General features: G+C 67.3%; 31 protein-coding genes. 14 read left to right on the top strand and 17 right to left on the bottom strand.

The genetic code is table 11. The features are described 5' to 3' along the window. Positions 1-155: 155 nt before the first annotated feature. The 3 genes from NP511_RS08150 (at position 156) to NP511_RS08160 (ending at position 1,400) form a co-directional block, all read left to right on the top strand. Positions 156-728, top strand: coding sequence for a cysteine hydrolase family protein (locus NP511_RS08150; protein WP_049965566.1), 573 nt, complete (start codon positions 156-158; stop codon positions 726-728). 141 nt (positions 729-869) lie between these two features. Next, positions 870-1,034 (top strand): hypothetical protein, encoded by a 165-nt coding sequence (locus tag NP511_RS08155; RefSeq protein WP_006649937.1) that lies wholly within the window; start codon positions 870-872, stop codon positions 1,032-1,034. A 201-nt stretch (positions 1,035-1,235) separates the two neighbouring features. Then, the gene (locus tag NP511_RS08160; protein WP_006182687.1) at positions 1,236-1,400 is read left to right on the top strand and encodes a hypothetical protein; all 165 of its coding nucleotides are present in this window, start codon (positions 1,236-1,238) and stop codon (positions 1,398-1,400) included. Between the two features lie 71 nt (positions 1,401-1,471). Here the strand turns inward: NP511_RS08160 and NP511_RS08165 are convergent, their stop codons facing one another. Continuing rightward, the gene (locus NP511_RS08165) at positions 1,472-1,963 is read right to left on the bottom strand and encodes a PaaI family thioesterase (protein WP_006649935.1); all 492 of its coding nucleotides are present in this window, start codon (positions 1,961-1,963) and stop codon (positions 1,472-1,474) included. Between the two features lie 98 nt (positions 1,964-2,061). Further along, a complete protein-coding gene (locus NP511_RS08170) occupies positions 2,062-2,952 on the bottom strand; it encodes a DUF8155 domain-containing protein (protein WP_049965565.1) in 891 nt (296 codons plus the stop codon). Between the two features lie 57 nt (positions 2,953-3,009). Here NP511_RS08170 and NP511_RS08175 point away from each other — a divergent pair, with 57 nt between their 5' ends. Next, a complete protein-coding gene (locus NP511_RS08175; protein ID WP_049965564.1) occupies positions 3,010-3,717 on the top strand; it encodes a lipoyl protein ligase domain-containing protein in 708 nt (235 codons plus the stop codon). 27 nt (positions 3,718-3,744) lie between these two features. Here the strand turns inward: NP511_RS08175 and NP511_RS08180 are convergent, their stop codons facing one another. Then, positions 3,745-4,014, bottom strand: a complete 270-nt coding sequence (locus NP511_RS08180; RefSeq protein WP_006182691.1) for a hypothetical protein — start codon at positions 4,012-4,014, stop codon at positions 3,745-3,747. Between the two features lie 131 nt (positions 4,015-4,145). Between NP511_RS08180 and NP511_RS08185 the strand changes: the two genes are divergently transcribed. Continuing rightward, the gene (locus NP511_RS08185) at positions 4,146-4,652 is read left to right on the top strand and encodes a DUF7529 family protein (protein ID WP_049965563.1); all 507 of its coding nucleotides are present in this window, start codon (positions 4,146-4,148) and stop codon (positions 4,650-4,652) included. Positions 4,653-4,659: 7 nt separating this feature from the next. Here the strand turns inward: NP511_RS08185 and nadC are convergent, their stop codons facing one another. From nadC to nadA, 4 genes are all read right to left on the bottom strand, one after another. Then, positions 4,660-5,475, bottom strand: a complete 816-nt coding sequence (gene nadC / locus NP511_RS08190; RefSeq protein ID WP_049965562.1) for a carboxylating nicotinate-nucleotide diphosphorylase — start codon at positions 5,473-5,475, stop codon at positions 4,660-4,662. Positions 5,476-5,563: 88 nt separating this feature from the next. Beyond that, the gene (locus NP511_RS08195; protein ID WP_049965561.1) at positions 5,564-6,721 is read right to left on the bottom strand and encodes an MFS transporter; all 1,158 of its coding nucleotides are present in this window, start codon (positions 6,719-6,721) and stop codon (positions 5,564-5,566) included. A gap of 72 nt (positions 6,722-6,793) precedes the next feature. Beyond that, positions 6,794-8,314, bottom strand: coding sequence for an L-aspartate oxidase (locus tag NP511_RS08200; RefSeq protein ID WP_049965560.1), 1,521 nt, complete (start codon positions 8,312-8,314; stop codon positions 6,794-6,796). Position 8,315: 1 nt separating this feature from the next. Continuing rightward, positions 8,316-9,449, bottom strand: a complete 1,134-nt coding sequence (gene nadA, locus NP511_RS08205) for a quinolinate synthase NadA (protein WP_049965559.1) — start codon at positions 9,447-9,449, stop codon at positions 8,316-8,318. A 204-nt stretch (positions 9,450-9,653) separates the two neighbouring features. Between nadA and gfo6 the strand changes: the two genes are divergently transcribed. Continuing rightward, complete coding sequence (gene gfo6 / locus NP511_RS08210) at positions 9,654-10,724, top strand: D-xylose 1-dehydrogenase Gfo6 (protein WP_049965557.1); 1,071 nt, start codon at positions 9,654-9,656, stop codon at positions 10,722-10,724. A gap of 87 nt (positions 10,725-10,811) precedes the next feature. Here the strand turns inward: gfo6 and NP511_RS08215 are convergent, their stop codons facing one another. Continuing rightward, positions 10,812-11,795, bottom strand: coding sequence for an LLM class flavin-dependent oxidoreductase (locus NP511_RS08215; RefSeq protein ID WP_049965556.1), 984 nt, complete (start codon positions 11,793-11,795; stop codon positions 10,812-10,814). Positions 11,796-11,952: 157 nt separating this feature from the next. Between NP511_RS08215 and NP511_RS08220 the strand changes: the two genes are divergently transcribed. Both NP511_RS08220 and hmgA read left to right on the top strand, forming a co-directional pair. Then, positions 11,953-12,345: a hypothetical protein gene (locus NP511_RS08220; RefSeq protein ID WP_049965555.1), complete on the top strand. Its 393-nt coding sequence runs from the start codon at positions 11,953-11,955 to the stop codon at positions 12,343-12,345. A 49-nt stretch (positions 12,346-12,394) separates the two neighbouring features. After that, a complete protein-coding gene (hmgA, locus tag NP511_RS08225; RefSeq protein WP_049965554.1) occupies positions 12,395-13,621 on the top strand; it encodes a hydroxymethylglutaryl-CoA reductase (NADPH) in 1,227 nt (408 codons plus the stop codon). A gap of 21 nt (positions 13,622-13,642) precedes the next feature. Here hmgA and NP511_RS08230 read toward each other — a convergent pair whose 3' ends face one another. Together NP511_RS08230 and NP511_RS08235 are read right to left on the bottom strand one after the other, a co-directional pair. Beyond that, the gene (locus NP511_RS08230; RefSeq protein ID WP_049965553.1) at positions 13,643-14,167 is read right to left on the bottom strand and encodes a DUF5817 domain-containing protein; all 525 of its coding nucleotides are present in this window, start codon (positions 14,165-14,167) and stop codon (positions 13,643-13,645) included. An 86-nt stretch (positions 14,168-14,253) separates the two neighbouring features. Beyond that, positions 14,254-14,586 carry a DMT family transporter gene (locus NP511_RS08235; protein ID WP_006182703.1) on the bottom strand — a complete coding sequence of 111 codons (333 nt, stop codon included), beginning with the start codon at positions 14,584-14,586 and terminating at the stop codon, positions 14,254-14,256. Positions 14,587-14,731: 145 nt separating this feature from the next. On the opposite strand from NP511_RS08235, the gene NP511_RS08240 reads away from it, so the two are divergent. Continuing rightward, positions 14,732-15,091, top strand: a complete 360-nt coding sequence (locus NP511_RS08240) for a cupin domain-containing protein (protein WP_006649921.1) — start codon at positions 14,732-14,734, stop codon at positions 15,089-15,091. A 120-nt stretch (positions 15,092-15,211) separates the two neighbouring features. Here the strand turns inward: NP511_RS08240 and NP511_RS08245 are convergent, their stop codons facing one another. From NP511_RS08245 to icd, 3 genes are all read right to left on the bottom strand, one after another. Continuing rightward, entirely contained in the window at positions 15,212-15,370 is a 159-nt protein-coding gene (locus tag NP511_RS08245; protein WP_015299215.1) for a hypothetical protein, read from the bottom strand. A gap of 110 nt (positions 15,371-15,480) precedes the next feature. Next, on the bottom strand, positions 15,481-15,924 hold the full coding sequence (locus tag NP511_RS08250; RefSeq protein ID WP_049965552.1) for a GNAT family N-acetyltransferase: 444 nt from the start codon (positions 15,922-15,924) through the stop codon (positions 15,481-15,483). Between the two features lie 225 nt (positions 15,925-16,149). Beyond that, positions 16,150-17,412, bottom strand: coding sequence for an isocitrate dehydrogenase (NADP(+)) (gene icd, locus NP511_RS08255; protein WP_049965551.1), 1,263 nt, complete (start codon positions 17,410-17,412; stop codon positions 16,150-16,152). Between the two features lie 615 nt (positions 17,413-18,027). On the opposite strand from icd, the gene NP511_RS08260 reads away from it, so the two are divergent. Continuing rightward, the gene (locus NP511_RS08260; protein ID WP_006649918.1) at positions 18,028-18,162 is read left to right on the top strand and encodes a hypothetical protein; all 135 of its coding nucleotides are present in this window, start codon (positions 18,028-18,030) and stop codon (positions 18,160-18,162) included. A gap of 64 nt (positions 18,163-18,226) precedes the next feature. Next, positions 18,227-19,123, top strand: a complete 897-nt coding sequence (map, locus tag NP511_RS08265; RefSeq protein WP_049965550.1) for a type II methionyl aminopeptidase — start codon at positions 18,227-18,229, stop codon at positions 19,121-19,123. A gap of 100 nt (positions 19,124-19,223) precedes the next feature. Here map and NP511_RS08270 read toward each other — a convergent pair whose 3' ends face one another. Further along, positions 19,224-19,424 (bottom strand): DUF7835 family putative zinc beta-ribbon protein, encoded by a 201-nt coding sequence (locus NP511_RS08270; protein ID WP_006182708.1) that lies wholly within the window; start codon positions 19,422-19,424, stop codon positions 19,224-19,226. Between the two features lie 254 nt (positions 19,425-19,678). Here NP511_RS08270 and NP511_RS08275 point away from each other — a divergent pair, with 254 nt between their 5' ends. Next, positions 19,679-20,218 (top strand): HIT family protein, encoded by a 540-nt coding sequence (locus tag NP511_RS08275; protein WP_049965549.1) that lies wholly within the window; start codon positions 19,679-19,681, stop codon positions 20,216-20,218. Between the two features lie 102 nt (positions 20,219-20,320). Continuing rightward, positions 20,321-20,725 carry a cupin domain-containing protein gene (locus NP511_RS08280; RefSeq protein ID WP_006649916.1) on the top strand — a complete coding sequence of 135 codons (405 nt, stop codon included), beginning with the start codon at positions 20,321-20,323 and terminating at the stop codon, positions 20,723-20,725. A gap of 95 nt (positions 20,726-20,820) precedes the next feature. Here NP511_RS08280 and NP511_RS08285 read toward each other — a convergent pair whose 3' ends face one another. Then, complete coding sequence (locus NP511_RS08285; RefSeq protein ID WP_006649915.1) at positions 20,821-21,057, bottom strand: glutathione S-transferase N-terminal domain-containing protein; 237 nt, start codon at positions 21,055-21,057, stop codon at positions 20,821-20,823. A gap of 102 nt (positions 21,058-21,159) precedes the next feature. Here NP511_RS08285 and NP511_RS08290 point away from each other — a divergent pair, with 102 nt between their 5' ends. Further along, positions 21,160-21,639 carry a redoxin domain-containing protein gene (locus NP511_RS08290; RefSeq protein ID WP_049965548.1) on the top strand — a complete coding sequence of 160 codons (480 nt, stop codon included), beginning with the start codon at positions 21,160-21,162 and terminating at the stop codon, positions 21,637-21,639. 82 nt (positions 21,640-21,721) lie between these two features. On the opposite strand, the gene NP511_RS08295 is transcribed toward NP511_RS08290, so the two are convergent. Next, positions 21,722-22,087 carry a winged helix-turn-helix domain-containing protein gene (locus NP511_RS08295; protein WP_006182713.1) on the bottom strand — a complete coding sequence of 122 codons (366 nt, stop codon included), beginning with the start codon at positions 22,085-22,087 and terminating at the stop codon, positions 21,722-21,724. 93 nt (positions 22,088-22,180) lie between these two features. Further along, entirely contained in the window at positions 22,181-23,434 is a 1,254-nt protein-coding gene (locus NP511_RS08300) for a tRNA (N(6)-L-threonylcarbamoyladenosine(37)-C(2))-methylthiotransferase (RefSeq protein WP_049965547.1), read from the bottom strand. Between the last annotated feature and the right edge of the window lie 8 nt (positions 23,435-23,442).

Here is a 23,442-nt window from a genome sequence, read left to right on the forward strand (position 1 = left end):
GTTCGCGGAACGGAGCGATGTTCTCGTCCCAGCGGGTTCCGTATTCGGCAGTCGCATGAAAGGCGGTCGGGCGGTGAGCCGCGAGTTGTGGGCGATACGCGAACCGCCTCGAGGCCGGCGCGAACGTTTTGACGATCCCGTTCGTACCGCCAGGCATGCAACTCGAGCCGGAGCGCACGGCGGTAGTGGTCGTCGACATGCAAAACGGATTCTGTCATCCGGACGGCTCGCTGTACGCGCCGGGCAGCGAGGCCGTCATCGAGCCGATCGCGGACCTCCTCAAGCGCGCTCGCGAGGCCGGGACGCAGGTGGTCTTCACACGCGACGTCCACCCACCGGAACAGTTCGACGACGCCCACTACTACGACGAGTTCGACCAGTGGGGCGAACACGTCCTCGAGGGCTCGTGGGAGGCCGAGATCGTCGACGAGCTGCCCGTCGAAGACGGGGACCACGTGATCGAGAAACACACCTACGACGCCTTTTACAACACCGAACTCGAGGGATGGCTGAACGCCCGCGGGATCGACGACCTGGTGATCTGTGGGACCCTCGCGAACGTCTGTGTTCTCCACACCGGCGGTAGTGCGGGGCTACGGGATTTCCGGCCGATCATGCTCGAGGACTGCATCGGCGCGATCGAGGACGACCACCGCGAGTACGCCCTCGATCACGCCGCGTGGCTGTTCGGCGAGGTCGAACCGAGCGCGGAGATCGCGTTCGCGTAACCGCCCGTCGACGGTGGCTCGCTCGGCCCCTGCCTTTTCACGGCCGTCGATCCAAGGGTCGGCTATGGACTCCGGTCGATCACGACTCGACGACGAAGCGGACGGTCCGCGCCTCGAGTCGGCGACGGGCGGTGATCGCACATGAACCGGCGGCGACTGCGTCCGCTGTATCTGGTCGGTATCGCGCTCAACGCTATCGCGTTCAGCTACGCGATTACGAACGGGACGTGGCTGTACGCCGGTGCGTTCGCCCTCGTCGCGGGCTATCTCGTCGTTCGGCTGCGGATGGTATCCACCGACGGCTGAGTCGCTGCGCCGCCGACACTCGAGGACTGCCATCGACGGGGACACGGTCGCTCGCGAGAGCGGGACGCTCGGCCGACGGTTGTCGGTCCGCAGATGTTTACCCCCGTCAGTCGAACGAAGGGGTATGAGCGGGGTTCGATCGGTACGTGTGGTGGTCGGCGATAACTCGAGCGACGGATCGACGATGGAGGGACCGTCCGAATGAACGAACGGCGGTTACTGCCGGTGTACCTGCTCGGTGCCGCCGGTAGCGCGTACGTGTTCTGGTACTACGTCTCGGCGAGTGCGTTTCTGCCCGCGCTCGTCTTCGGACTCGTTACCGCGGCGTTCGTGGCTCGATTGCGGATACTGACCGCCGACTCGTAGACGACGCCGATCGGTGACCGACGGAGAGCGAGAACGAGGCGGAGCCGCGACGAGCGCGGCCGTGACCGGGATCAGTCGCCCCGGAAGACCCGATACGCGCCCTGCCCGATCGCGACCTCGTGGGTTTCCCCGTCGGGCGTCGTACTCTCGACAACGATCTCGCTGACGCCGACGCTGCCGCCGACCCGGACGACGTCCGCCGTCGCCACGAGATCCCCCGTCGCCGGTCGGAGATAGTTGAGGTTCAGGTTGATGGTCGCGATCCGCGCGCCGAAGGGATCGTCCATGGCCGTCCGCAGACAGAGGCCGCCGACGGTATCGATCAGCGTCGCGGCGACGCCGCCGTGCATGTCCGCCCGTTCGTCGTCGGCGGCGGTGGGCCGCGTGTTCGTCAACTTCTCGTCGTAGGGGATCGACATCGTCATCGTGCCGTCGCCGACGTGATCGATGCTCGTCCCGAGCCACGAGAGGAACTCCTGGTTCTCGTCGAGGAAGTGTTGCAGCATGCTCTCGCGATCGTCGAACTCCTCGAGCATGGCCTCCGTCGGGGTGTCCTCGGTCATAGCCGCCCGTCTCTCGGCGACGCTCTTGACAGCTACGTTTCTAGTCGTTCCCGTTGTCCGCCGTTGGTTCGCGGACCGCGGTCCGGGACGGGCATCGATCAGCGCTCGTCGCTCGAGCGGGCCCGCACGCGAACGTCCGTCCCGACTTCGAAGCGGCGATCGGGACAGATCAGTTTCGCACCGAACGCGCCGTCGCGGGCACAGAACAGCGACACCCCGGTGATCGGCTCGCCGTTTGCCGTGACGGTCAGGTCGTCCCACGCGATCGTCCGGCCGGTCGCGACGCCGAGGCGATCGCCGTTCAGCGAGACGACCGTCTCGGCCGGGTCGTCGGCCTCGAGCGACTCGCCGCGCTCGAGCAGTCCGCCGCCGTCGTAGTGGGGGAGACCGCCGTCTATGACGCCGCCGTCGGCCCCCACGCCGACGAATTCAGCGCCGGGATTCGGATGCACTGGCGCATCCAGTACCGCGTAGGTGTCGCCGGCCGATCGGACGCGGCCGGTGCCGTCCCACTCGAGCGGCCGGACCGAGACCCCGAGTTCGAGCGGGAGCGACCCCGACGCCCGGTAGGGGTTTTGATCCGGCCTCCGGAACCCGACGTGGAGGTGGTTGTCGACCCACGGCGCGAAAAAGCCCGCGCGGACGAGCCGCCCCAGCGAGTCGCCCCGCTCGACGCGGTCGCCGGCCGCAACGGTGGGCTCGACGTGGAGGATCCGGACCGTGCGGCCGGCCAGCGGGCTCGAGGCCGCTGGCTCGAGCAGGATCAGGTGGTCGTGGTCGGGCGCGTAGGGTTTCGGCGGCGCGCGGACGGTGCGGGTCTCCCGGACGGTGCCGGCGACCGGGCTCGGCGCGGCGGTCGTCCGCCCGTCGGCGAGCGTCCCCGGATAGAGGTCGATCGCACAGCCGCCGTCGTGGGCGGGATAGGGCGAGTTGTACAGCGAGAAGCGCTCGTACTGGGCCAGGACTGCTTCGGGGAGCGTAACGGCCATCGGTCGTCCGACGCTGGGTGGCGTGACCGTTTAGACCCACCGAGTCGAACGGCCGATATGCGCGTGCTTCGTGGACGGGCCGATTCGATCCCCGCCGATCGCGACGCGACCCGCCGACTGCTCTCGAGCGCCGCCGACGGCGAGCCCGCCGTCCGGGTCTGGGTCCCCCACCGACAGGTCGCGTTCGGCCGCCGGGACGCCGAACTCGAGGGGTACGACCGCGCCCGCGAGACGGCCGACGACCGGGGGTTCCCGCCGATCGAGCGGTCGGTCGGCGGGCGGGCGGTCGCCTACGACGGCGAGACGACGCTGGCCTTTGCCCGTGCGGAGCCGGTCGCGGAGTATCGGCAGGGGACGACCGACCGCTACGAGCGCGCCACGGCCGCCGTCGAGCGCGCGCTCGAGGGACTGGGCCCCTCGCCGGTCAGGGGCGAGCCCGACGACGCGTTCTGTCCGGGGACCCACTCGCTGTCGACCGAGGGGAGGGACGGGCAGCGACGGAAGGTCGTCGGCATCGCCCAGCGGGTCCGGCAGGACGCCGCGCTCGTCGCTGGCGTCGTCCTCGTCGCGAACCGGGAAGGACTCGCAGACGTTCTCGAGGGAGTCTACGGCACGCTCGGGCTCTCGCTCGAGCCGGCGTCGGTCGGCACCGTCGCGGACGCGGACGGCCCGGCCGATCCCGAGCCCGTCCGCCGGGCGCTCGAGGACGAACTGGTCGGCGATGCGACTGTCGGTTCGATCGACGACGCGGAGTCCGAGCCGTGACGGAACGAGTCGGCCGCTCGCGTCGGGCTACGGTTTCAGCGGGAGTTCCCCCCAGCCGTCGTTTCGCATGAACTCGCGGTTCCGTTCGGGCCAGGCCAGTAGTCGCTCCCTGAGCGGGTCCCCGTCGGCCGTCTCCGGATCGGGACCGCCCAGCTTGGCGAGCAGCGTCAGGACGGCCCAGCCGCCGTAGCCGACCACGACCGTCACGCCGGTCAGGACGACGATCGAAACGGCGAGTTCACCCAGTCGTTTCGGGAACGGTTTGCGATCGCGTCCCGAGTCGTCGCGGGCGGACATACGTAACGTGTCGATTCGCCATCACCTAATAATATCGGACCACTACCACGATCCCCGAAGTGAGGTAACGTTTTTCGTCTCCACGCCGTTCCCCCGGGTATGCACACACCGACGGGACCGGAGGGGCGGCGATGACGGCGGAGGACTCGATGGGGACGGACGCCGTCTGGGACGACCTCCTCGAGGACGCGGCGGGAATCGCCGAAGAGTACCGCGAGGAGGGCTGGGACGCCGTCGTCCTCGAACCGACCGACGTCTCACCGGTCGAGAGCGACGACCGGACCGGACTCGACGTCGCGGTCTCGCAGTCGGCGTACGAACTCGTCGAAGGACTGATCGAGGACGGCGACGTAACGATTTCCGCGGCCGATGTCTACTACCGGCCCCTCGAGGAGGGCGACGGCGATCGGCGGGTGGCGCTTGCGGTCGAACGCGACGAGGAAACCGAGACGGCCGTCCTCGTCCCACTGGTCTACGACGTCTCGGCGTGTCGATCCGTCTTCGAAACCGCGCTGCTGGAGGCGGAGTTGCTGGTTCACGTCGCGGCCGATCCGGTCGCGGGCTGGGTGACGTTCTCCCACGACGATCCCTCGCTCTTCCTCGAGGAGTCGGACGTTCAGGCCTGGAGCGAGGAGTAAGTGGGCGTCAGTTCCCGGTTCGAAAGGAGAGATCGAGCGACGGCGCCGAGTGGGTCAGCGACCCCATCGAGATCACGTCGACACCGGTGGCGGCGTAGTCGGGCACGTCCGCGACGGCGATCCCGCCGCTGGCCTCGGCCAACACGCCGTCGTAGTCGGCGAGTTCCGCGACCGCGTCCCGCGTCCGGTCGGGCGTCATGTTGTCCAGCAGGACGATATCGGCACCCGCTGTGGCCGCACGCGGGGCGTCTTCGACGCGTTCGACCTCGACGTCGATCTTCGTCGCGAACGACGTCCGCTCGTCGAAGTGGGCGATCGCCCCCTCGAGGCCCATCTCTTCGATGTGATTGTCCTTGACCATGACCATGTGGGAGAGATCGAGCCGGTGGGTGTCGCCGCCGCCCGCGACGACCGCACGCTTCTCGACCCCGCGGAGGCCGGGGGTGGTCTTGCGGGTCGCGGCGATCGCGACATCGTCCGTTTCGGTTCGCGCCGCGGTGACGGCCTCGTGGGTCCGCGTTGCGATTCCCGACGCGTGGCCCGCGAGGTTCACGGCGACGCGCTCGCCCCGCAACACCTCGCGTGCGGCCCCTTCGACCCGAAGGAGTTCATCGCCAGGTTCGATCTCGGTTCCGTCCTCGAGGCGGTCGGTCACGGGTACGTCGAGGTAGTCGAAGACCGCCGTCGCGGCCTCGAGGCCGGCAGCGACGCCCGACTCTTTCGCGACGAGTCGCCCGGTCGTTTCGCCGGGCACCTGATTCGTCACGTCGTGATGGCCCACGTCCTCGCGGAGCCAGCGTTCGACCTGCACGTCGGTGATCATACGCGAGTCTGTGAGCGCCCGGCAAAAAAGCGACCCGCTTGGTGCGGCCTCGAACTCGCGACCGAGTCGGTTCGTTGCGATCTACGGGCTACTCGGGAAGTCGGCCCGTCCGCTCGAGGGCGACGAGGACCGCGATCGTAGCGGCGAGAACAAGCGCGGCGACGGCGAAGACCGCGTCGTAGGTGTATCCCCGCTCGATGAACAGCCCCAGCGTGGACGAGCCGAGTGCCTGCGTGAGCATCCACGCGGAACTGAATACGGCGTAGGCGCTGCCGCGCGCGGAGTCCGGGAGCGTATCGAGGAGATACGTATCCGTGGCCGGAAACAGCGTGTGGATGACGAACCCGATGACCGCCGAGAGCGCGACCAGCACGACTAGTCCGTCGACGGCGGTGAGCGCGAGCAGGCACGCCGAGAACGCACCGACGATCCCGAGCAGAAACGGGACCTTCGGGAGTCTGTCGGCCAGGTCGCCGCCGAAGAAGAACGCGGGCACCCCGGCGGCGAAGACGACCGTGAGCATCGTCCCCGCGGCGCGGTCGGAGAGCCCCTTCGACTGCATGTAGAGTTCGTAGAAATTGAACACGCCCTGCCAGACGAACGACGCGGCACCGACGATGGCAAGCGCCGTCACGATGATCCGCCACTCCGAGAGCGCGCCGGCGACGAAGTCGCGGTCGTCCCGTCCGGCCGCCGGCATCTCGGTCCCGCTCGCGGCGTACCACGCGTAGGCCGTGACGACCGCCGCACCGACGGCGATCGCCCACAGCGAGAGCCGCCAGTCGACGAGAAGGGCGAGCGCGACGAACGGGGCGGCGACCACCGCGGCGAGCTGGCTGGCGGCCCCGTGGATCCCCATGACGCGGCCGATCCGCGTCGGGTACAGTTCGCTCAACAGCGGGTTCGCCGAGACGAAGTACACCCCGGAGGCGATACCCATGAGGAACGCGCCGATCATGAGATGACGGACCGTCGTCGCGGTCGCGGCGAGGCCGGACGCGACCGCGAGGATCGTGCCCGCACCGATCACGACGTAGTGTCTCGGGACCTTCGTGAGCAGCCAGCCGGTGGGCAATCGGGGCGACGCGCTCCCGACCCACGCGAGCGTCACGATGAGTCCGGCCGTCGCCTCGCCGATCGCGAACTCGCCGATGAACACGTCGAGCAGCGGTGCGAAGACGATTCTGGCGAGGTTGACGAAGAAGACGAGTCCACAGAGGGAGGCGAAGAGGCGAGCGCGGGCCACGCACGACATTCTCCATAGGTGACTTCAAGCGTTCCGAAAGCGGAACGGGAACTGCGACCAGGAGTCGTCCGGTCAGGCTCGAGGCGGACGTTCCGCGTCGACGACGTAGTGACAGCCGATCGACTCGGTGTTCTCGCTCGCCGCACGCGCGATCAACAGCGCGACGACGCTGGCGTTGCGCAGTTCGTAGAGGCTGCGTGTCGTCCGCGTGCGGACGTAGGCGTCGACCTCGCCCTTGAGCCGCCGGAGGACGGAACCCGCGCGGGCGATCTCCTCGGGGTCGCGCTCGAGGCCGAGGTACTCGTCCATCGTCCGCGTGAGACGGGTGAATTTCTCGGCGGCGAACCGGTCGGGCAGGTCGGGGTCGCGGTTTCGGAGTTCGGGGGCCTCGACGGGCTCCGGATCGAACCCGACAGCGTCCTCACCCGCGCGCAGTCCCCAGACGAGCCCCTCGAGCAGGCTCGTACTCGCCAGCCGGTTCGCACCGTGGACGCCGGTGCGGGCACACTCCCCGGCGGCGTAGAGCCGGTCGAGCGAGGTGCGACCGCGGTCGTCGACGGCGATGCCGCCACACAGGAAGTGTTCGCAGGGCGCGACGGGAATCTCGTCGCCCTCGATACCCCGATCCCGGCACTTCTCGGCGATGGCGGGGTACTCCGCCTCGAACTTGAGGGGACTCACGTCGAGGACGACCTCGCCAGTTTCCTCGCGTTCCGTTTCGACGGCGCGAGCGACCACGTCCCGCGGCGCGAGATCACCCTGCGGGTGGTACTCGGTCATGAACCGCTCGCCGTCCCCGTTGCGAAGCACCGCACCCTCGCCGCGCAGGGCTTCCGAGAGCAGGAAGGGATCGTCGCCAGCATAGGCGGTCGGGTGGAACTGGACGTACTCCATGTCCTCGACGTCGGCTCCGGCGAGTGCTGCCATGGCGATGCCGTCGCCGGTCGCGCCGTCGGGGTTGGTCGACCGGCCGTAGAGCGCGCCGATGCCGCCCGTCGCCAGCACCGTCGCGCCGGCGTAGATCGGGTGACCCTCCAACTGTTCGTCACTTACCACGCCATGGACCCGCCCCTCGGCGGTGATCAACTCGAGCGCCGCCGTGTCCTGACGGACCTCAATGTGTTCGTGGGCGTCGACGTAGTTGAGGAACGGGCGCAGGATGTGCGAGCCGGTCGCGGCGTCGACGTGGAGGATCCGGTACTCGGAGTGGGCCGCCTCGCGGGTGTAGTCGAACTCGCCGTCCTCGCTCTCGTCGAACGCGACCTCGAGGGTGTCGACGAGAACGTCTTCGACGGCGTCGTCGGCGTTCGCGACGAGCGTCTCGACGGCGTCGGGATCGGCGGTACCGTCGCTGGCGTCGATGATATCCGATTTGAGCGAGTCGGGGTCGCCCCGCGTCGTGGAGATACCACCTTGGGCCCAGTCGGTGCTGGCGTCGTCGGGTTTGGTCGCTTTCGTCAGGAGGAGAACCTCCGCGCCCTCCCGGGCGGCCGACAGAGCGGCCGCACAGCCCGCGATGCCGCTGCCGACGACGAGAACGTCCGTAACTTCGCCGTCGGTCGTCGTCGCCGTGCTGGTGTCGGTTTCGGTCATCTCAGATCTCGAGCATGCGGTCGAGGGCCACTTCCGCGAGTTCCTTCTCCTCGGGGGCGACCTCGATCACGTTGTGTTCCCGGCCCGCGACGAGTTCCTCGAGGACCCAGGTGAGGTAGTTGGGGTCGATCTGTCGCATGGCGTTGCAGTCCATGCAGGCGTCGCCACAGAGCGGAAGGACGTTCACCTCGGGGTGCCAGCGCTGGAGGTGGTTCGTGAGGTGGATCTCGGTGCCGATGGCCCACGTCTCGCCGGGGTCGGCGTTTTCGACCGTCTCGCAGATCGTGCTGGTCGAACCGACCCGGTCGGCGGCCTCGACGACCTCGCGGCGACACTCGGGGTGGACGACCACCTTCGCGTCGGGGTGGTCCGCACGGATCTCGGCGATGTGGTCGGCGGTGAACCGCTCGTGGACCTGACAGTAGCCGTCCCAGAGGATAATGTCGCTCTCGGCGACCTCATCGGCGTCTTTCCCCGCCGGATCCCAGGGGTCCCACTGGGCGATCTCGTCTTCCATACCGAGCCGGTGGGCCGTGTTCTCCCCGAGGTGTTTGTCCGGGAGAAAGAGGACTTTATCGCCCTTGTCGAAGGCGTACTCGAAGGCCTTGTGGGCGTTCGAGGAGGTACAGACGAGCCCACCCTGGCTCGCACAGAAAGCCTTCAGGTCCGCGTAGGAGTTCATGTAGGTGATCGGGATGATGTCGTCGTCGGGCGCGGCGGCCGTGATCTCGGCCCACGCGCTGTCGACCTGCAGGGCCTCGGCCATCCCCGCCATCGGACACGAGGCCTCCATGCTCGGGAGGATCACGGACTGGTCGTCGTCGGTGATGATGTCCGCGCTCTCGGCCATGAACGTCACGCCGCCGAAGATCACGTACTCGGCGTCGGCCTCGGCCGCCTCCGTCGAGAGCTGGTAGGAGTCCCCGATGAAGTCGGCGTGTTCGACGATCTCGCGTCGCTGGTAGTTGTGCCCGAGGATGACGACGTCGTCGCCCAACTCCTCGAGGGCCGCCTCGATGCGGTCCGTTCGTTCCGACTCCTCGAGATCCCGGTACTGGGGGGGCAACTGCTCTAGGTTGTCGTATTTGAACAGACTTAGGTCGGTTTCCAGCTCCGCCGTTTCCATGTTAGCCATTGGACGTCACCTGTGAGTGACTACAACTCAGAGACGCATATTGAATAATTTTTTCCTTCGATACTGCGTTCCGGGGGAATACCATCGGCTGGTAGAACGATCGAAAACCAGCTATCAGTTGTTCGGGCGAACCGACCGGTCCGTAGCCGAGACAGTTCGTGATCGGGACACTGGAGCCTTTCCGTTCGCCGCCCTAGCGACGGTATGGCACTCGAGGACGCCTTCGCGGACTTCACCCGACGGGACTGGGAGCGTGAATCGGCGGCGGGCACGGTTCGCCTCGCCGTCGTCGGGATCGGCGGCTTCGCACGCCAGCGCGCGCTGCCGGCGATCGACGTGGGGGCCTACTGCGAGACGACGACGCTGGTGACGAGTTCCCCCGATCGGGCGACGGACGTCGCCGAGACGTACGACGTCGACGGCGTCGTCGACTACGACGCCTTCCTCGCGGGCGATCGCGCGGACGACTACGACGCTGTCTACGTCGCGACGCCGAACGCGACCCACGGACGGTACGCGATCGCGGCCGCCGACCGCGGCAAGCACGTTATCTGCGAAAAACCGCTCGAGACGACCGTCGACCGCGCTCGCGAGATCGTCGACGCGTGTGCCGACGCCGGCGTGACCCTGATGACGGCCTACCGGCTCCAGACCGAACCGACGGTGCGTCGTACCCGAGAACTCGTCCGCGAGCGTGCAATCGGCGATGTCGTCCAGCTCCACGGCTGCTTCTCCAACCCGCTGCTCGAGACCGCGGGGCCCGACAGCTGGCGGCTCGATCCCGCCCTCGCCGGCGGCGGCGCGCTGGTCGATCTCGGGATCTATCCGCTCAACACGATCCGGTTTCTGCTCGATCGCGAGCCGACGGGCGTGTACGCGACCACACACTCGAGCGGCGGCCCCTTCGCGGCCGTCGACGAACACGTCGCCGTCCAACTCGAGTTCGGGACGGACGCGACGGCCTCGTGTACCGCCAGTTTCGACGCCCACGCCAATAGCCAGCTCGAGCTGGTCGGCACCGACGGAAAGGTCCACATCGAGTCGCCGTTCGGCGGCGTCGTTCCACAGGAGATGGTCGTCGAGAGCGGGGACGTCTGTATGGAGTACACCGGCCCGTCCGTCGACGAGGTCTGCGAGGAGTTCGACTACTTCGGCTACTGCGTACTGACCGGGACCGACCCCGAACCCGACGGCGCAGACGGTGTCGCGGACCTCGAAGCGATCGAAGCCGCCTACGAGTCGGCGGAGACGGGGCGTCGGGTGGGGCTCGAGTAGCGGACCGACGGTCGCGATAGCGCCGCCGGGGATCGGTCGGCGAATCGGCCTCGGGCGATACCCCGCCTCCGGCGTCGCTCGAGCCGTCTACAGCCGCTCGGGTGCGAGTTCCCGGATCGTCGCCTCGGCGACGGCGTCGGAAGCGGGTTCGGGAACGACGACGATCGGGTGGTCGATCCCGGTCTCGGCGACCAGTTCTCGGAGCCGTTCGCGGGCCCGTTCGGGAGTGCCGGCCACCCCCAGATCCGCGATCATCGCGTCGGTCACCGCGGCCGCCGCCTCGCCCTTCTCGCCCGCCCGCCAGGCTTCGGCGATCCGATCGGCTTCGTCGGGGAACTCGGTCGCGACCGCCCGGTGGTACCCCTCGCCGCTCCCGACGTAGTAGGCGACGTGCCGACGCAGCGTCTCGCGGGCCTCCTCGGGGTCGTCGCTGACCGCCGCCGGAACGTACGGCGCGATCTCGATCGCGTCGGGGTCGCGGTCGCGCTCTCGTGCGGCCGCCGCGACCTCCTCGAAGGCAGTCTCGAGCCGCGAGAACGGAACGTTGTGCGGGATCCAGCCGTCGGCCAATCGGCCGACGACCCGGCGGTTGGCCGGGCCGAGTCCGGCGTGATAGATCGGCACCGAGACGTCGATCGACGGGAACGCCGACGACTCGAGCAGTTCGCCGTCGTAGTCGACCGGCTCGCCGGTGCCCGCAGTCAGGTCGCGGACCAGTTTGATCGTCTCGTGGGCGCGTCGCACCGGGCGGTCGAAGTCAAGACCGTGAAGCCCCTCGACGGCGGTCGCGGTACTCGTTCCGAGGCCGAGTGTGAACCGGCCGTCCGAGACGTCCTGAAGCGAGGCGGCGGTCATCGCGAGGACGGCCGGCGTCCGCGAGTAGACGTTCACGATCGCGGTGCCGACGCCGATCTCGTCGGTCCGGCAGGCGATCTCGGTCGCCTGTACGATGCTGCTTGCCCCCCAGAGTTCGCCGAGCCAGACGGCGTCGTAGCCGCTGTCCTCCGCGCGGACAGCCACGTCCGCGAGATCGGTCTCGCCGAAGTCCGTCACCATGAGTCCGACGTCCATGCTCCCGTCCTCTCGATCCAGCGGCAAAAATCGACCCCCTCGAGCGGTCCCGTGGATCGGTGACACGGGACCGCCCCCGCCCGCGACTGCGACGCCGACAGTCGCCGAGACTGCAACCGAGCGCAACGTTGACCCGGCCCCGCGTTGACCGGCCAGTATGATCGATCGCGAAGGTCGCGTCCTCTTCGGCTCGCTGCTGGTGTTCGTCCTCGCGGTCGCCGTCTCGGTCGTCCTCGAGGGACAGTTCGGGGTTTCGCTTCGGGACGGCCCGGTGGTCGCGGTACTGCTGTTTGCCGGCGTCGCCGTCGCCGTCCCGCAGCTGTATCTCGCGGTCACCGACGCGGCGATCAGCCCCCGAAGCAGGCTCCGGTTCGCCGCGCTCGCGACGGCCGTGTTCGCGGTCGCGTTCGCCGCCGAGGCCGAGGGACTCCGGGAACTCGTCATCGCCACGATCGGGACCGGCGCGCTGTTGGCGCTGGTCTGTTACGAGGGGGTCACGGGGTATCGGGCCGCCGGCGGCGACTTCTCGTTCGATCTCGGTTCGGAGTGACCGCGGCCAATCAGCAACTGTTAGGGGCCGGCCCCGTCTCGGCCTACCCATGACAGATCCCGAGACCCTCGCCGACCGGGTGCAGGAGGGGGACCTCCGCATTCACGAACTCGAGGACCACGCCGACCACGACACCGCGGCCGCGGCCCGACGGCTGCTGGTCGAACGCGAGTCGGGGACCGACCTCGAGGCGATCGGCGACTACGCCTTCGACGCCGAGCGAGCGGAGCCCAACATCGAGAACATGATCGGCGCGGCACAGGTGCCGATGGGCGTCGTGGGGCCGGTCCCGGTAGACGGCGGTGCGGCCGACGGCGATCACTACCTGCCGCTGGCGACGACCGAGGGGGCACTGCTGGCGTCGGTCAACCGCGGGCTGGGCGTGATCCGGTCCGCGGGCGGTGCCGATGCCCGCGTGACGAAAAACGGGATGACCCGCGCGCCGGTGTTTCGGGTCGCGGGCGTCGCCGAGGCGGCCGAGACGGTCGACTGGGTCTCTCAGAACCTCGAGGCGCTGGCCGAGGCCGCCGAGTCCACCACCAGCCACGGCGAACTGCTCGACATCGAGCCCTACGTCGTCGGTGACTCCGTTTACCTACGTTTCGCCTACGACACCAAGGACGCGATGGGCATGAACATGGCCACGATCGCCACCGGCGAGGCCTGCGAACTCGTCGAGCGCGAGACGCCGGCCTCGCTCGTCGCGCTCTCGGGCAACATGTGTTCGGACAAGAAACCCGCCGCCATCAACGCCGTCGAGGGACGAGGTCGCTCGGTCACCGCCGACGCCGTGATCCCCGGCGAACTGGTCGAGGACCGGTTGCACACGACCGCCGACGCCATCGCCGAGGCCAACACCCGCAAGAACCTCGTCGGGAGCGCCAAGGCGGGCAGTCTGGGGTTCAACGCCCACGCCGCCAACGTCGTCGGCGCGGCCTTCCTCGCGACCGGACAGGACGAGGCCCAGGTCGTCGAGGCCGCCAACACCATCACGACGATGGACGCCCGCGAGCGCGAGGACGGCACCACCGACCTCTACGCCAGCGTCTCGCTGGCCTCGCTCGAGGTCGGGACCGTCGGCGGCGGCACGAAACTCCCGACCCAGGCCGAGGCGCTGGACGTTCTGGGGCTGCGAGGCGGGGGCGACCCGCCCGGATCGAACGCCGACGCGCTGGCCGAAATCATCGCCGTCGGCGCGCTCGCCGGCGAACTCTCCCTGCTCGGCGCGCTGGCGTCGAACCACCTCGCGAGTGCCCACGAGGACCTCGGTCGGTAGGCCGGCACCGCGACGGGAGACTCACAGCAGCCGATACCGGCCGCGACTCTCGCTGACGACGCCCCGGCGCGTCAGCTTCTCGAGAGCGTCCCGAACGTACTCGGGTTTGACGCCGCGTTCGGCAGCGTAATCGATGATTTCGCCCTCAGTCGGCTCCTCGAGGGCTTCGAGGGCCGCCTCCACGATTTCTCGCTTGCTCCCGCTTCGGGTCGGGCCGCGCGGGTCGCGCTCGCCGGCGGCGTCGACCGCGTCGACGTCCAGTCCGGACTCCGCGAGGTACTCCTCGTCGTCGACAACGCCGTCGGCGACCTCGTCCTCGAGGGCGTCGAAGGAATCGAGTTCGGCGAAGGCCTCGCCCTCGCCCTGTCGGTTCGCGAGCATCGAGGCGCGCACGTCGCGGGCGTGAGCCGCATCGTCGGTCTCGACGAACTTCTTGCGTTTCTCGTAGGCTTTGCGCGCGCCACAGCGGGGACACTGGGTCGTCTCCGAACGGCCCTCGATGATCCAGAGGTTCGAACACTCGCTACAGCCGACGACGGCGTACATGCCTCGAGATGGCTCCTCGGGACAGTTCAACCTTCGCCACGCACGGCGAACGTGATCGCCAGCGGTTCGCTACTGCCCCGCGGGCGTCAGTGGGCGGCCACGTCCGAGACGACGTTGAGACAGTAGACGCCAGCGAGGACGAGTCCCAGCCCGACGACGGCCGCCGGATCGAGGCGCTCGCCGAAGACGACGACGCCGATCGACGCGACGCCGACGATTCCGAGCGCGGCCCACGTCGCGTAGACGAGTCCGACCGGCAGTTCCTCGAGAGTCAACGAGAGGAGGTAGAAGGCGACGCCGTAGCCGAGCAAGACGACGAGACTCGGGAGCGGCCGAGAGAACCCCTCGGAGAGTTTGAGCGCCGTCGTACCGACGAGTTCCGACAGGATCGCCCCGGCGAGCAGTACGTACGGATTCATGTTATTCCGTTATCACATGTAGTTGATACGCTTTCCGGTCGCGATCCGTCGTCGGCGACCCACGTCCCGGCCCGGGTCGATCGGTGGGTGCCAGAATCGATCGGAACCCGTGGAATTATATCGGCGATCATCGTTCGACGGTCGTATGGAACGCGTCTCCCTGACCGACCGCGAGCCGGCCGAGGCCGCCGATGGCGTCCATCTGGCGCTGCTTGCCGGTACCGACTCGATGAACGTCCAGCACTTCGAGATCGAACCGGGCGCGGTCGTCGAGGAACACAGCCACCCACACGAACAGACCGGGTACATCTGCTCGGGAGAACTGACCTTTCTCGTCGGTGGCGACGACCGCGACGGGCGAACGGAGATCGTCTGCGGTCCGGGCGACTCCTACGCGATTCCGGGCGACCAGCCCCATGCCGCGGAAAACCGTGGCGACGAAGTCGTCCGCGGCATCGACGTCTTCAGCCCGCCGCGGAAGGACCCGAGCTGGCGCGGGGAATGACGCCGTCGATCACCGCCGTCTCGACGCGGAACCGCCGTCGGTCGCTCCAGCGGCTCCCACGTCGTACTCGAGAGCGGTTCGACGAACCGCCTCGAGCGTGCCTCGCCAGTCCACCGTCCCCTACGTCAGCAACGTCGTCACGACCTCGAGGAAGACGACGACCCCGAGCCAGGTGATGGCGGCCGCGACCGCGAGCGGGAGGACGATTCGGCCGGTCGTTCGCAGCCTCGTCAGCGTCGTTTCGGGGACGGTCAGGGGGACGTAGCTGTCCTGTTGCATAGCTCCGATGCCCACGGCCGCACTCTTGAAAGTCAGTCAGACGGGCGGCCGACGCCGGCGGCGGGACGGCACTCGCTCGAGCGCCGACGGACGACCGCGGCCCCGACGGATCACGCTAGCGACTTACGCATCTCCACGTGAGGAATCCCCGCCTCTTCGAATTCCGAGCCGTGGCGCTCGTAGCCGAGTTCGCGGTAGAAGTCGGCGGCGTGAGTCTGGGAGTGGAGTTTCAGCGCCGTGAGTCCCTCGTCGGCGGCCCGACGCTCGAGCGTCGCCATCAGCGCCCGTCCCACGCCCTCCTCGCGGCGGGACTCGAGGACGGCGACGCGTTCGACCTTGCCGACGCCGTCCTCGGGTTCGCGCAGCCGGGCCGCGCCGATCGGCTCCGCGCCGTCGTAGGCGACGAAGTGGGTCGCCGTCTCGTCGTGGTCGTCGTACTCGAGTTCTTCGTCGACGCCCTGTTCCGCGACGAAGACCGCGTGGCGAACGTCGAAGGCGTCCGTTCGTTTTCGGTCGGTGTCGGCGATCCGGACCGCGAGGTCGCGTTCGTCCATCGACGGGGGCTACGACGGCCGCCCGTGAGAGCGTTACGAAGCGAATGGAGCGGCCGTCGCTCGAGCGGATTCGACGGGTGAACGGACCGAGTCGGCCATCGCTGGTCGATGGCGATGGCAAAAGAAATCGAGACAGAGAGATGCCGCGTGAGTGAGAGAAACCCGTTACGAGAGTTTCTCGATATCGTCAGAACGCGACGGCGTTCTGACTGCGCGAGAAGCTTTCTACGAAAGCTTCTCGATGTTCGCGACGACTTCCTCGGCGAACTCGCTGGTGGCGAGCTTCTCGGCGTCCTCGAGCTGGCGCTCTAAGTCGTAGGTGACCTTGCCCGAGGAGATGGTCTCCTCGACGGCGTCGCGGACGAGGTCGGCGGCGTCGGACCAGCCGAGGTACTCGAGCATCATGCGGCCCGAGAGGATCATGGCGGTCGGGTTGACCTTGTCCTGGCCCTCGTACTTGGGCGCGGAGCCGTGGACGGGTTCGGCCAGCAGGAGGCCGTCGCCGAAGTTCGAACCGGGGGCGATGCCGAGGCCACCGATCTGGGCACCGCAGGCGTCGGACATGTAGTCCCCGTTCAGGTTCATCGTCGCGACGACGTCGTACTCGTCGGTCCGGGTCAGGATCTGCTGGAGCATGTTGTCCGCGATGCGGTCGTTGACGACGACTGCGTCGTCGGGCGCTTCGCCGTCTTTCTCCTCCCAGAGCGTGTCCTCGGTGATGACCTCGTCACCGTACTCTTCTTCTGCAACCTCGTAGCCCCAGTCGCGGAACTGGCCCTCGGTGAACTTCATGATGTTGCCCTTGTGGACCAGCGTGACCGAGTCGCGGTCGTGTTCGAGGGCGTAGTCGATGGCGCGGCGGACGAGTCGCTTCGTCCCGAACTCCGTGATCGGCTTGACGCCGATGCCGACGGGGCCGTCGTGGATGGTGCTGTCGAAGCCCATGTCGTTCTCGACGAACTCCTTGACCTCCTGGACCTCGTCGGTACCGGCCTCCCACTCGATGCCGGCGTAGACGTCTTCCGTGTTCTCACGGAACGTGACCATGTCCATCTCGCCGGGGTTCTTGACCGGCGACGGGACGCCGTCGAGGTGGTAGGTCGGTCGGACGTTCGCGTAGAGGTCGAGTTTCTTCCGCAGCGCGACGTTCAGCGAGCGGAATCCGGCACCGACGGGCGTCGTCAGGGGGCCCTTGATCGCGACGCGGTGTTCCTTGATCGCCTCGACGGTCTCGTCGGGCAGGTTCTCGTCGTACTTCTCGCGTGCGGACTCGCCCGCGTAGAGACGCATCCAGTTGATCTCGCGGCCGGTCTCCTCCGCGGCGGCCTCGAGGACCTTCTGTGCGGCGGGGCCGACGTCGCTGCCGACGCCGTCGCCGTAAATAATCGGGATGATCGGGTTGTCAGGTACCTCGAGTTCGTCGTCGGTACCCTCTTTCAGCGTGATCTGCGCCCCGTCTTCGGGGACTTCGATCTTGTCGTAGCTCATCTCGTCTATACGGTTCTTCGATGGGGGTAAAAGGTCTACCATTTCCATCGCGGGCCGGCAAAACTTGACCGATGCGCAGTCGACTTACTGGGCCCGAAACCGACGGAGAACGGCCGACGAGCGGGGAATCGCTCTCGATGACTGTCCACCACGGGATAAAAATCCACTAAATGATGGGTGCGTTCGCCGCAAAACCAGCACTTCACCGCGAACCGGCCGTGGGTGCCGTCCCGAACCCGGGATCCACCCGCCGAGGTCGTCCTCGCTGCCGGCCTCGGGACGGCGAGCGTTTCGGACGAATCAGCGTGCCAGTGACGCGCCCGGCTGGCGTCTCTCACGCTACTCGGGACGAGTCCGCCGATCGGTATAACGCGTGGCGGCCGTTTCGGGGTTACCGGAAGCGAGATTCCCAGTCGCGGGATTTCCGGCCGGAAAGCACCTAACGGCGCAGTCTCTATCGTTGCCACACGCGGTATACACGTCGTTTCTTCCTCGAACGGTCGGGTTCGCGACCGGACCGTCTCGACTGCTCTCCCGACGAGCGGGACGCTATCGCCTGCGTTTCGACGATCGTCGTGAAGTAGTTTTATTATCGACGTATTCATCTGGGGAACCATGCTCCGAGTACCACAGCACGCGATCCGGCGGTGTCCGCAGTGTGGGTTACCGCTGGCGAACGTCCAGGGGATCGACGCCTGTCCCGACTGTCAGTGGATCACCGACCGACCGGATCGGCCGCGTTGTGACTGATCGGTCCGACCGAGGCCGTCGGAGAGACGGAACCTCTTTTTGTCGACCGGTACAACCCCGGTGCATGGCCGAATCCGACGTGGACCTCGAGTCCGAAAAGTACGAGAAACACCGCGAGGCGGGCGAGATCCTCGCGCAGGTACGCGCGGAGGCCGCCGAGCGCGTCGAGGTCGGCACGAGCCACCTCGAGGTCGCGACGTGGGCCGAGGATCGCATCCGCGAACTGGGCGGCGAACCCGCCTTCCCCGTCAATATCTCCGTCGACGAGGAGGCGGCCCACGCGACGCCGTCGATCGACGACGAGACGACATTCGGCGAGGAGATGATCAACTTAGACATCGGCGTCCACGTCGACGGCTGGCTGGCCGACACCGCCGTCACCGTCGACCTCTCCGGCAATCCGGAACTCGCCGAGGCCTCCGAACAGGCCTTAGAGGCCGCGCTCGACATCGTCGAACCCGGCGTCGGGACCGGCGAGATCGGAGCCGAGATCGAAGACGTCATCGACGGCTACGGCTACAACCCCGTCGTCAACCTCACCGGACACGGGCTGGGCCACTGGGAGCAACACACCAGTCCGAACATCCCCAACCGCGCCGTCTCGCAGGGGACGACGCTGGAGGCCGGCGATGTCGTCGCGATCGAACCGTTCGCGACCGACGGCGGCGGCAAGGTCTCGGAGGGCGCGAGCGAGGAGATCTTCTCGCTCGAGCGCGAGGGCACCGTCCGCAACCGGCAGGCCCGCGATGCCCTGGAGCAGATCACCGAGGAGTTCCGGACGCTGCCGTTTGCGACCCGCTGGCTCGAGACGGACCGGCCGGAGATGGCGCTGCGGCGGCTCAAGCGCAACGACATCGTCCACAGCTATCCGGTTCTCAAGGAAGACGACGGCTTCCTCGTCAGCCAGAAGGAACACACGATCATCGTCACCGAGGACGGCTGCGAAGTAACGACTGAATAACGCAGTCGGTTTCGAACCGAAATCGGCACTGGGCCGAAACGAGGGATCCGCGGAGGGGGAGAAAACGGGAGACCGACCGGCCGCGGTCAGTGCGGCGTTCTCAGGCGTTGTTCATCCGCTGGCTCGAGCGATTGCCACAGCGCTGGCACTCGCTCACGCGGTACGGTTCGCGGGAGAACTGGGCGTTCTCCTGTTTGATGCTCTCGGTTCTGATCTGGACCGAAACCTCGTGAAGCGTTTCCAACTCGCACTCCTCGCAGTGTTCGGTCATCCCGTTAAAGGAGTCGTCAGTCGTTGCCATTACCTGATTACTTGCAGTAGTCCCATCTTAAACCCACGCTTCATTTTGAAGGGTGAGTCGTCAAAACCGCAAGACGGCGTTGCCTTCGTTCGAGAGACCGGACGAGAGCGTCCTATTTCGTTTATCGACAACGCTCGACGCGTTACGAGCGTTTATTCCCGAGACAACGGCCGGAAAGCGGCAACAAATTCCCTTACAATCGCCCCGAGCGGCGGGACTGAAACGCTTTAGGCGCGCCTCGAGTGGTATCCGACATGGAGCAGGTGTTCGCACCGTGGCGGATCGAGTGGATCGAACGCGAGGACAAAAACGCCGATATCGAGGACTGCGTTTTCTGTGAACTGCCCCATCAGGACTCGGATCGGGAGAATTTGATCGTTGCGCGAAGCGAACACGCGTTCGTCATGCTGAACAACTACCCCTACAACCCGGGCCACGCGATGGTGATTCCACACACCCACACCGGCGAGTACGCGGCCCTTGAAGACCCGATCCTGCTCGATCACGCCCGCTTGAAACAGCGCACCTTCGACGCGCTCGATGCCGCACTCGAGCCGAACGGGTTCAACGCCGGCTTGAACCTCGGTGACGGGGCCGGCGGCTCCATCGACGACCACCTCCACACCCATATCGTCCCGCGATGGGAGGGGGATACCAACTTCATGCCGGTCATCGGCGACACCTCGGTGATCGTCGAAGCGCTCGACAAAACGTACGAGCGCGTGCGCGAGGCCTTCGCCGCACAGGAGGGGGCGACCGTCGCCGGCGAAGACGACGCGATCAGCTTCGAGTAGCGACGACGGCTCGAGGGCGGTCGCGAACGGGCGCTCCCGGAGAGCCAGCAATCCGTGCGGGACGACCGGACGCTTTTGGTCCCGGTAGTGCCATACGGTAGCATGGACTACGACGTTGTCCACACCGACGATGTCCCGATGACCGATCTCTCCGAGGTCGAGGAAATCCCGCCGGACCTGCGGATCCGCGCGCTCGATGACTTCTTCGACACCGACGCGGTCAACCTGAAGCTGTGGTACTTCGAGCCCGGCGAGGAGATCCAGTATCACGCCCACGCCGAGCAGGAGGAGTTATACTACGTCCTCGAGGGGGAGTTCTCGCTGAAACTCGGTCGCTCGGGCGAGGCGGAGTACGTCGACGCGGGCCCCGGAACGTTCTGGGTCGCCAAGCCGGAGGTCGGCCACGGCCACCGCAACGTCGGCGACGAGGAAGGCGTCGTCCTCGCGATCGGCGCACCTGCGGTCGAGGACCCGGGGTTGGATCCCCACGGGCTCGACGAGGAGTAGCGAGGCGGGGTTCCCATACGGTCTCCTGTATGTCAGTACCGGTGCAACTGTAGAGCGGTCGCAGTTGCGCCGGTAAATCGGTACAGCAACCCGTCTCAGGCGTAGGTCGCGTCGAGATAGTCGACGATCCGCTCGGACTCGGCCATCGTGATCCCACGGTCCTCGTCGACGATGACCGGGACCTGCCGCTGGCCGGAGACGCGCTTGACCTCGTTGCGTTTCGAGTGGAGTCCTTCGACCCAGACGCTGTCGTACTCGACGTCGAGTTCGTCGAGGCGGTCGGCGACGAGTTCGCAGTACGGACAGCCCTCGAGCTGGTACAGGGTAACCATACCCGCCCGTTCGGGTCGCGGCGATAAAAGCGTGGGTGCCCGTCGCGAGTGGGAGGCTGCCGCGGCACGGAGGTTTTAGTCGGTCGGCGGTCGATTCGGGGTATGCCACCGACCGAGGGCGAGACGGTACCGGAGTTCGAGGCGCTGCTGTGTGACGGCGAGACGTTCCGGTCGACGGCGCTGTCCGCGGCGCTCGAGGACCGCGGCGGCGTCCTGATCTGTACCGGCTTCGCGTTCAGCGCGATCGCACAGAACTGGTGGAAACAGTTCGTTCGGGCCGGCTGGGGCGAGTTCGAGGACGTCGCCGTCCTCGGGATCAGTCGGGACGGCCCGTACGCACAAAACGAGTTCCTGCGCTGGCTGGACGAGCCCGGGTTCCGCTTTTTCGCCGACGTCGACGGTGAGGTCAGCGAGTCGCTCGAGTTGCTGGCCGACCGCGACCATATGGCGAACGTCTCGACGCCGTGGCGGTCGGCGTTCGTCCTCGACGCGGATCGCGAGGTCCAGTACGCCTTCGTCGCGGACGACTGGATCTCGCCGCTCCCCCGCGAGGAGATCGAGGCCGCCGTCGCGGAGCTGTAGGGACGGCAGACGGGTTGCTGTCCCGTTCCCGGTGGGCCCAGGACGAGCCGATCCCACCGACACTGACGGACAGGCGACCGTCTCAGTGTTCACAGTACAGCGTCCTGCCGTTGCACTCACACTCGATCCGGAGCGGATCGTCGTAGGTCACGGACACGTGATCCATGGCCTGCGTGTAATGGGCGGGCATGCCGGTCCGCGACCGCTCGTTGAGCTGTGAGAGCAGTCCCGCTTCCTCCAAGTTCTCGACCTTCCGATAGGCCGTCGACTGCGGGAGATCCAGCGCCTCGGCGATCTCGTTTACCGTCGTCGGCTCCTCGGCGTACAGATACACCGCTCGCGCGTCGTCGTCGTTGAGCAGGTCCATGACCCGATAGGGATCACAGCCCATCTCGCCGTCCCGTTTCTCCCGCGGACAGCGGGTCGGCCGGTCGGCTGACTCGTTCATATTCGTTGATACGCACCGGAGCCACTTTGCTCCCAGAGCCGGTTCCCGGCAACTGAGGATTGGTCTGTACGAGTCGGGTCGGCTACCGACTCGCTACACGGGCTCGCCGAAGGCGTACATCGTCTCGTGGGCCGTGATCTCGAGGTCGACGAAGTCGCCGGGCGCTATGCCGTAGTCGTCGGCGTTTTGGACGATTATCTGCCGGTAGGCCGAGTCGCGACACTTCACGGAGTCGGCGGTGCCGTCCTCGACGACGAGACAGTCCGCGCGGACCTCGCCGACCATGTCGGCGTAGGCCTCGCCGACGATCTCGCGCTTGACTTCGCTCATCTCCTTCGAGCGTTCCTTCTTGATCGTCCCGCCCAGTCCCTTCAGCTCGGCGGCGTCGGTGCCGGGCCGCTTCGAGAAGCGCGTGACGTTGATCTTTTCCGGCCGCGTCTCGCGAAGCAGGGCCATCGACTGCGCGTGGTCGTGATCGGTCTCGGTCGGGAAGCCGACGATGAAGTCCGTCGACAGCGTCCAGTAGTCCAGTCGCTCGTCGAAGGCCTCGACGACCTCGAGATACTCCTCGACCTGATGCTGGCGGCGCATGTCCCCGAGGACGTCGTCGCTGCCCGACTGGACGGGCGCGTGCAGGAAGTCGTAGAGTTCGTCGTTTTCGGCGAAGACGTCGGCGAGGTCCTCGCGGATGCCGTGGACGCCCTTCGGGTTGGCCATCCCCACTCGCACGCGGAAGTCGCCCTCGATCGCACAGATCCGCTCGAGGAGGCGGTGAAGCTTGCGCTCGCCCTCGTCCCAGCCGTAGACGCCGGTGTCCTGGCCGGTGATGCGGATCTCCTTCGCGCCGGCGTGGATCAGCGCGCGGGCCTTCTCGACGTTTTCCTCGATCGAGGGGGAGTCGATCTTGCCGGTGGCCTGCTTGGTGATGCAGTACGAACAGTCGGACATACAGCCCCGCGCGATCGGGAGAATACCCACGACGCCGTCCAGGATCGGCTCGGCGTCGGGGGTCGTCGTCGGACACTCGCCGTTGGTGACGGCCTCGGGGACCTCGTCCCAGTGCAGTACCTGTCCGTCCACGTCGGCCCGCGCGAACTCCTCGCCCTGGGCCAGGGCCATACACCCCGTGATGAAGAGATCCGCCGTCTCGTCGGCCAGTTCCTCGGCCCGCCGGAGCATGTTGCGCTCGGTCTTCTCGACGACGGTACAGGTATTGAGGATGGCGACGTCGGCCTGTTCGGGGCCGTCGACCCGGTAGTGGCCCGCGTCTCGGAGTCGCCGCTCGATCTCGCGGCTCTCCCCGCGGTTGGACGTGCAGCCGTAGGTTTCGATGTGATACCGGGCCATCCGTTCGA

Source organism: Natrinema thermotolerans (assembly GCF_031165565.1).
GTDB lineage: Archaea > Halobacteriota > Halobacteria > Halobacteriales > Natrialbaceae > Natrinema > Natrinema thermotolerans.

What these genes read in the sequence shown, in the direction of transcription:
- NP511_RS08215 (WP_049965556.1), bottom strand. Translation starts at nt 11,795, where the DNA reads ATGGACGTCGGACTCATGGTGACGGACTTCGGCGAGACCGATCTCGCG.
- NP511_RS08175 (WP_049965564.1), top strand. Translation starts at nt 3,010, where the DNA reads ATGCGCGTGCTTCGTGGACGGGCCGATTCGATCCCCGCCGATCGCGAC.
- map (WP_049965550.1), top strand. Translation starts at nt 18,227, where the DNA reads ATGGCCGAATCCGACGTGGACCTCGAGTCCGAAAAGTACGAGAAACAC.
- NP511_RS08300 (WP_049965547.1), bottom strand. Translation starts at nt 23,434, where the DNA reads ATGGCCCGGTATCACATCGAAACCTACGGCTGCACGTCCAACCGCGGG.
- NP511_RS08250 (WP_049965552.1), bottom strand. Translation starts at nt 15,924, where the DNA reads ATGGACGAACGCGACCTCGCGGTCCGGATCGCCGACACCGACCGAAAA.
- NP511_RS08275 (WP_049965549.1), top strand. Translation starts at nt 19,679, where the DNA reads ATGGAGCAGGTGTTCGCACCGTGGCGGATCGAGTGGATCGAACGCGAG.
- NP511_RS08155 (WP_006649937.1), top strand. Translation starts at nt 870, where the DNA reads ATGAACCGGCGGCGACTGCGTCCGCTGTATCTGGTCGGTATCGCGCTC.
- NP511_RS08180 (WP_006182691.1), bottom strand. Translation starts at nt 4,014, where the DNA reads ATGTCCGCCCGCGACGACTCGGGACGCGATCGCAAACCGTTCCCGAAA.
- NP511_RS08290 (WP_049965548.1), top strand. Translation starts at nt 21,160, where the DNA reads ATGCCACCGACCGAGGGCGAGACGGTACCGGAGTTCGAGGCGCTGCTG.
- NP511_RS08235 (WP_006182703.1), bottom strand. Translation starts at nt 14,586, where the DNA reads ATGAATCCGTACGTACTGCTCGCCGGGGCGATCCTGTCGGAACTCGTC.
- NP511_RS08260 (WP_006649918.1), top strand. Translation starts at nt 18,028, where the DNA reads ATGCTCCGAGTACCACAGCACGCGATCCGGCGGTGTCCGCAGTGTGGG.
- NP511_RS08295 (WP_006182713.1), bottom strand. Translation starts at nt 22,087, where the DNA reads ATGAACGAGTCAGCCGACCGGCCGACCCGCTGTCCGCGGGAGAAACGG.
- NP511_RS08270 (WP_006182708.1), bottom strand. Translation starts at nt 19,424, where the DNA reads ATGGCAACGACTGACGACTCCTTTAACGGGATGACCGAACACTGCGAG.
- NP511_RS08200 (WP_049965560.1), bottom strand. Translation starts at nt 8,314, where the DNA reads ATGACCGAAACCGACACCAGCACGGCGACGACGACCGACGGCGAAGTT.
- NP511_RS08160 (WP_006182687.1), top strand. Translation starts at nt 1,236, where the DNA reads ATGAACGAACGGCGGTTACTGCCGGTGTACCTGCTCGGTGCCGCCGGT.
- NP511_RS08170 (WP_049965565.1), bottom strand. Translation starts at nt 2,952, where the DNA reads ATGGCCGTTACGCTCCCCGAAGCAGTCCTGGCCCAGTACGAGCGCTTC.
- NP511_RS08150 (WP_049965566.1), top strand. Translation starts at nt 156, where the DNA reads ATGCAACTCGAGCCGGAGCGCACGGCGGTAGTGGTCGTCGACATGCAA.
- NP511_RS08285 (WP_006649915.1), bottom strand. Translation starts at nt 21,057, where the DNA reads ATGGTTACCCTGTACCAGCTCGAGGGCTGTCCGTACTGCGAACTCGTC.
- gfo6 (WP_049965557.1), top strand. Translation starts at nt 9,654, where the DNA reads ATGGCACTCGAGGACGCCTTCGCGGACTTCACCCGACGGGACTGGGAG.
- icd (WP_049965551.1), bottom strand. Translation starts at nt 17,412, where the DNA reads ATGAGCTACGACAAGATCGAAGTCCCCGAAGACGGGGCGCAGATCACG.
- nadA (WP_049965559.1), bottom strand. Translation starts at nt 9,449, where the DNA reads ATGGCTAACATGGAAACGGCGGAGCTGGAAACCGACCTAAGTCTGTTC.
- hmgA (WP_049965554.1), top strand. Translation starts at nt 12,395, where the DNA reads ATGACAGATCCCGAGACCCTCGCCGACCGGGTGCAGGAGGGGGACCTC.
- NP511_RS08240 (WP_006649921.1), top strand. Translation starts at nt 14,732, where the DNA reads ATGGAACGCGTCTCCCTGACCGACCGCGAGCCGGCCGAGGCCGCCGAT.
- NP511_RS08230 (WP_049965553.1), bottom strand. Translation starts at nt 14,167, where the DNA reads ATGTACGCCGTCGTCGGCTGTAGCGAGTGTTCGAACCTCTGGATCATC.
- NP511_RS08185 (WP_049965563.1), top strand. Translation starts at nt 4,146, where the DNA reads ATGACGGCGGAGGACTCGATGGGGACGGACGCCGTCTGGGACGACCTC.
- NP511_RS08280 (WP_006649916.1), top strand. Translation starts at nt 20,321, where the DNA reads ATGGACTACGACGTTGTCCACACCGACGATGTCCCGATGACCGATCTC.
- nadC (WP_049965562.1), bottom strand. Translation starts at nt 5,475, where the DNA reads ATGATCACCGACGTGCAGGTCGAACGCTGGCTCCGCGAGGACGTGGGC.
- NP511_RS08245 (WP_015299215.1), bottom strand. Translation starts at nt 15,370, where the DNA reads ATGCAACAGGACAGCTACGTCCCCCTGACCGTCCCCGAAACGACGCTG.
- NP511_RS08220 (WP_049965555.1), top strand. Translation starts at nt 11,953, where the DNA reads ATGATCGATCGCGAAGGTCGCGTCCTCTTCGGCTCGCTGCTGGTGTTC.
- NP511_RS08165 (WP_006649935.1), bottom strand. Translation starts at nt 1,963, where the DNA reads ATGACCGAGGACACCCCGACGGAGGCCATGCTCGAGGAGTTCGACGAT.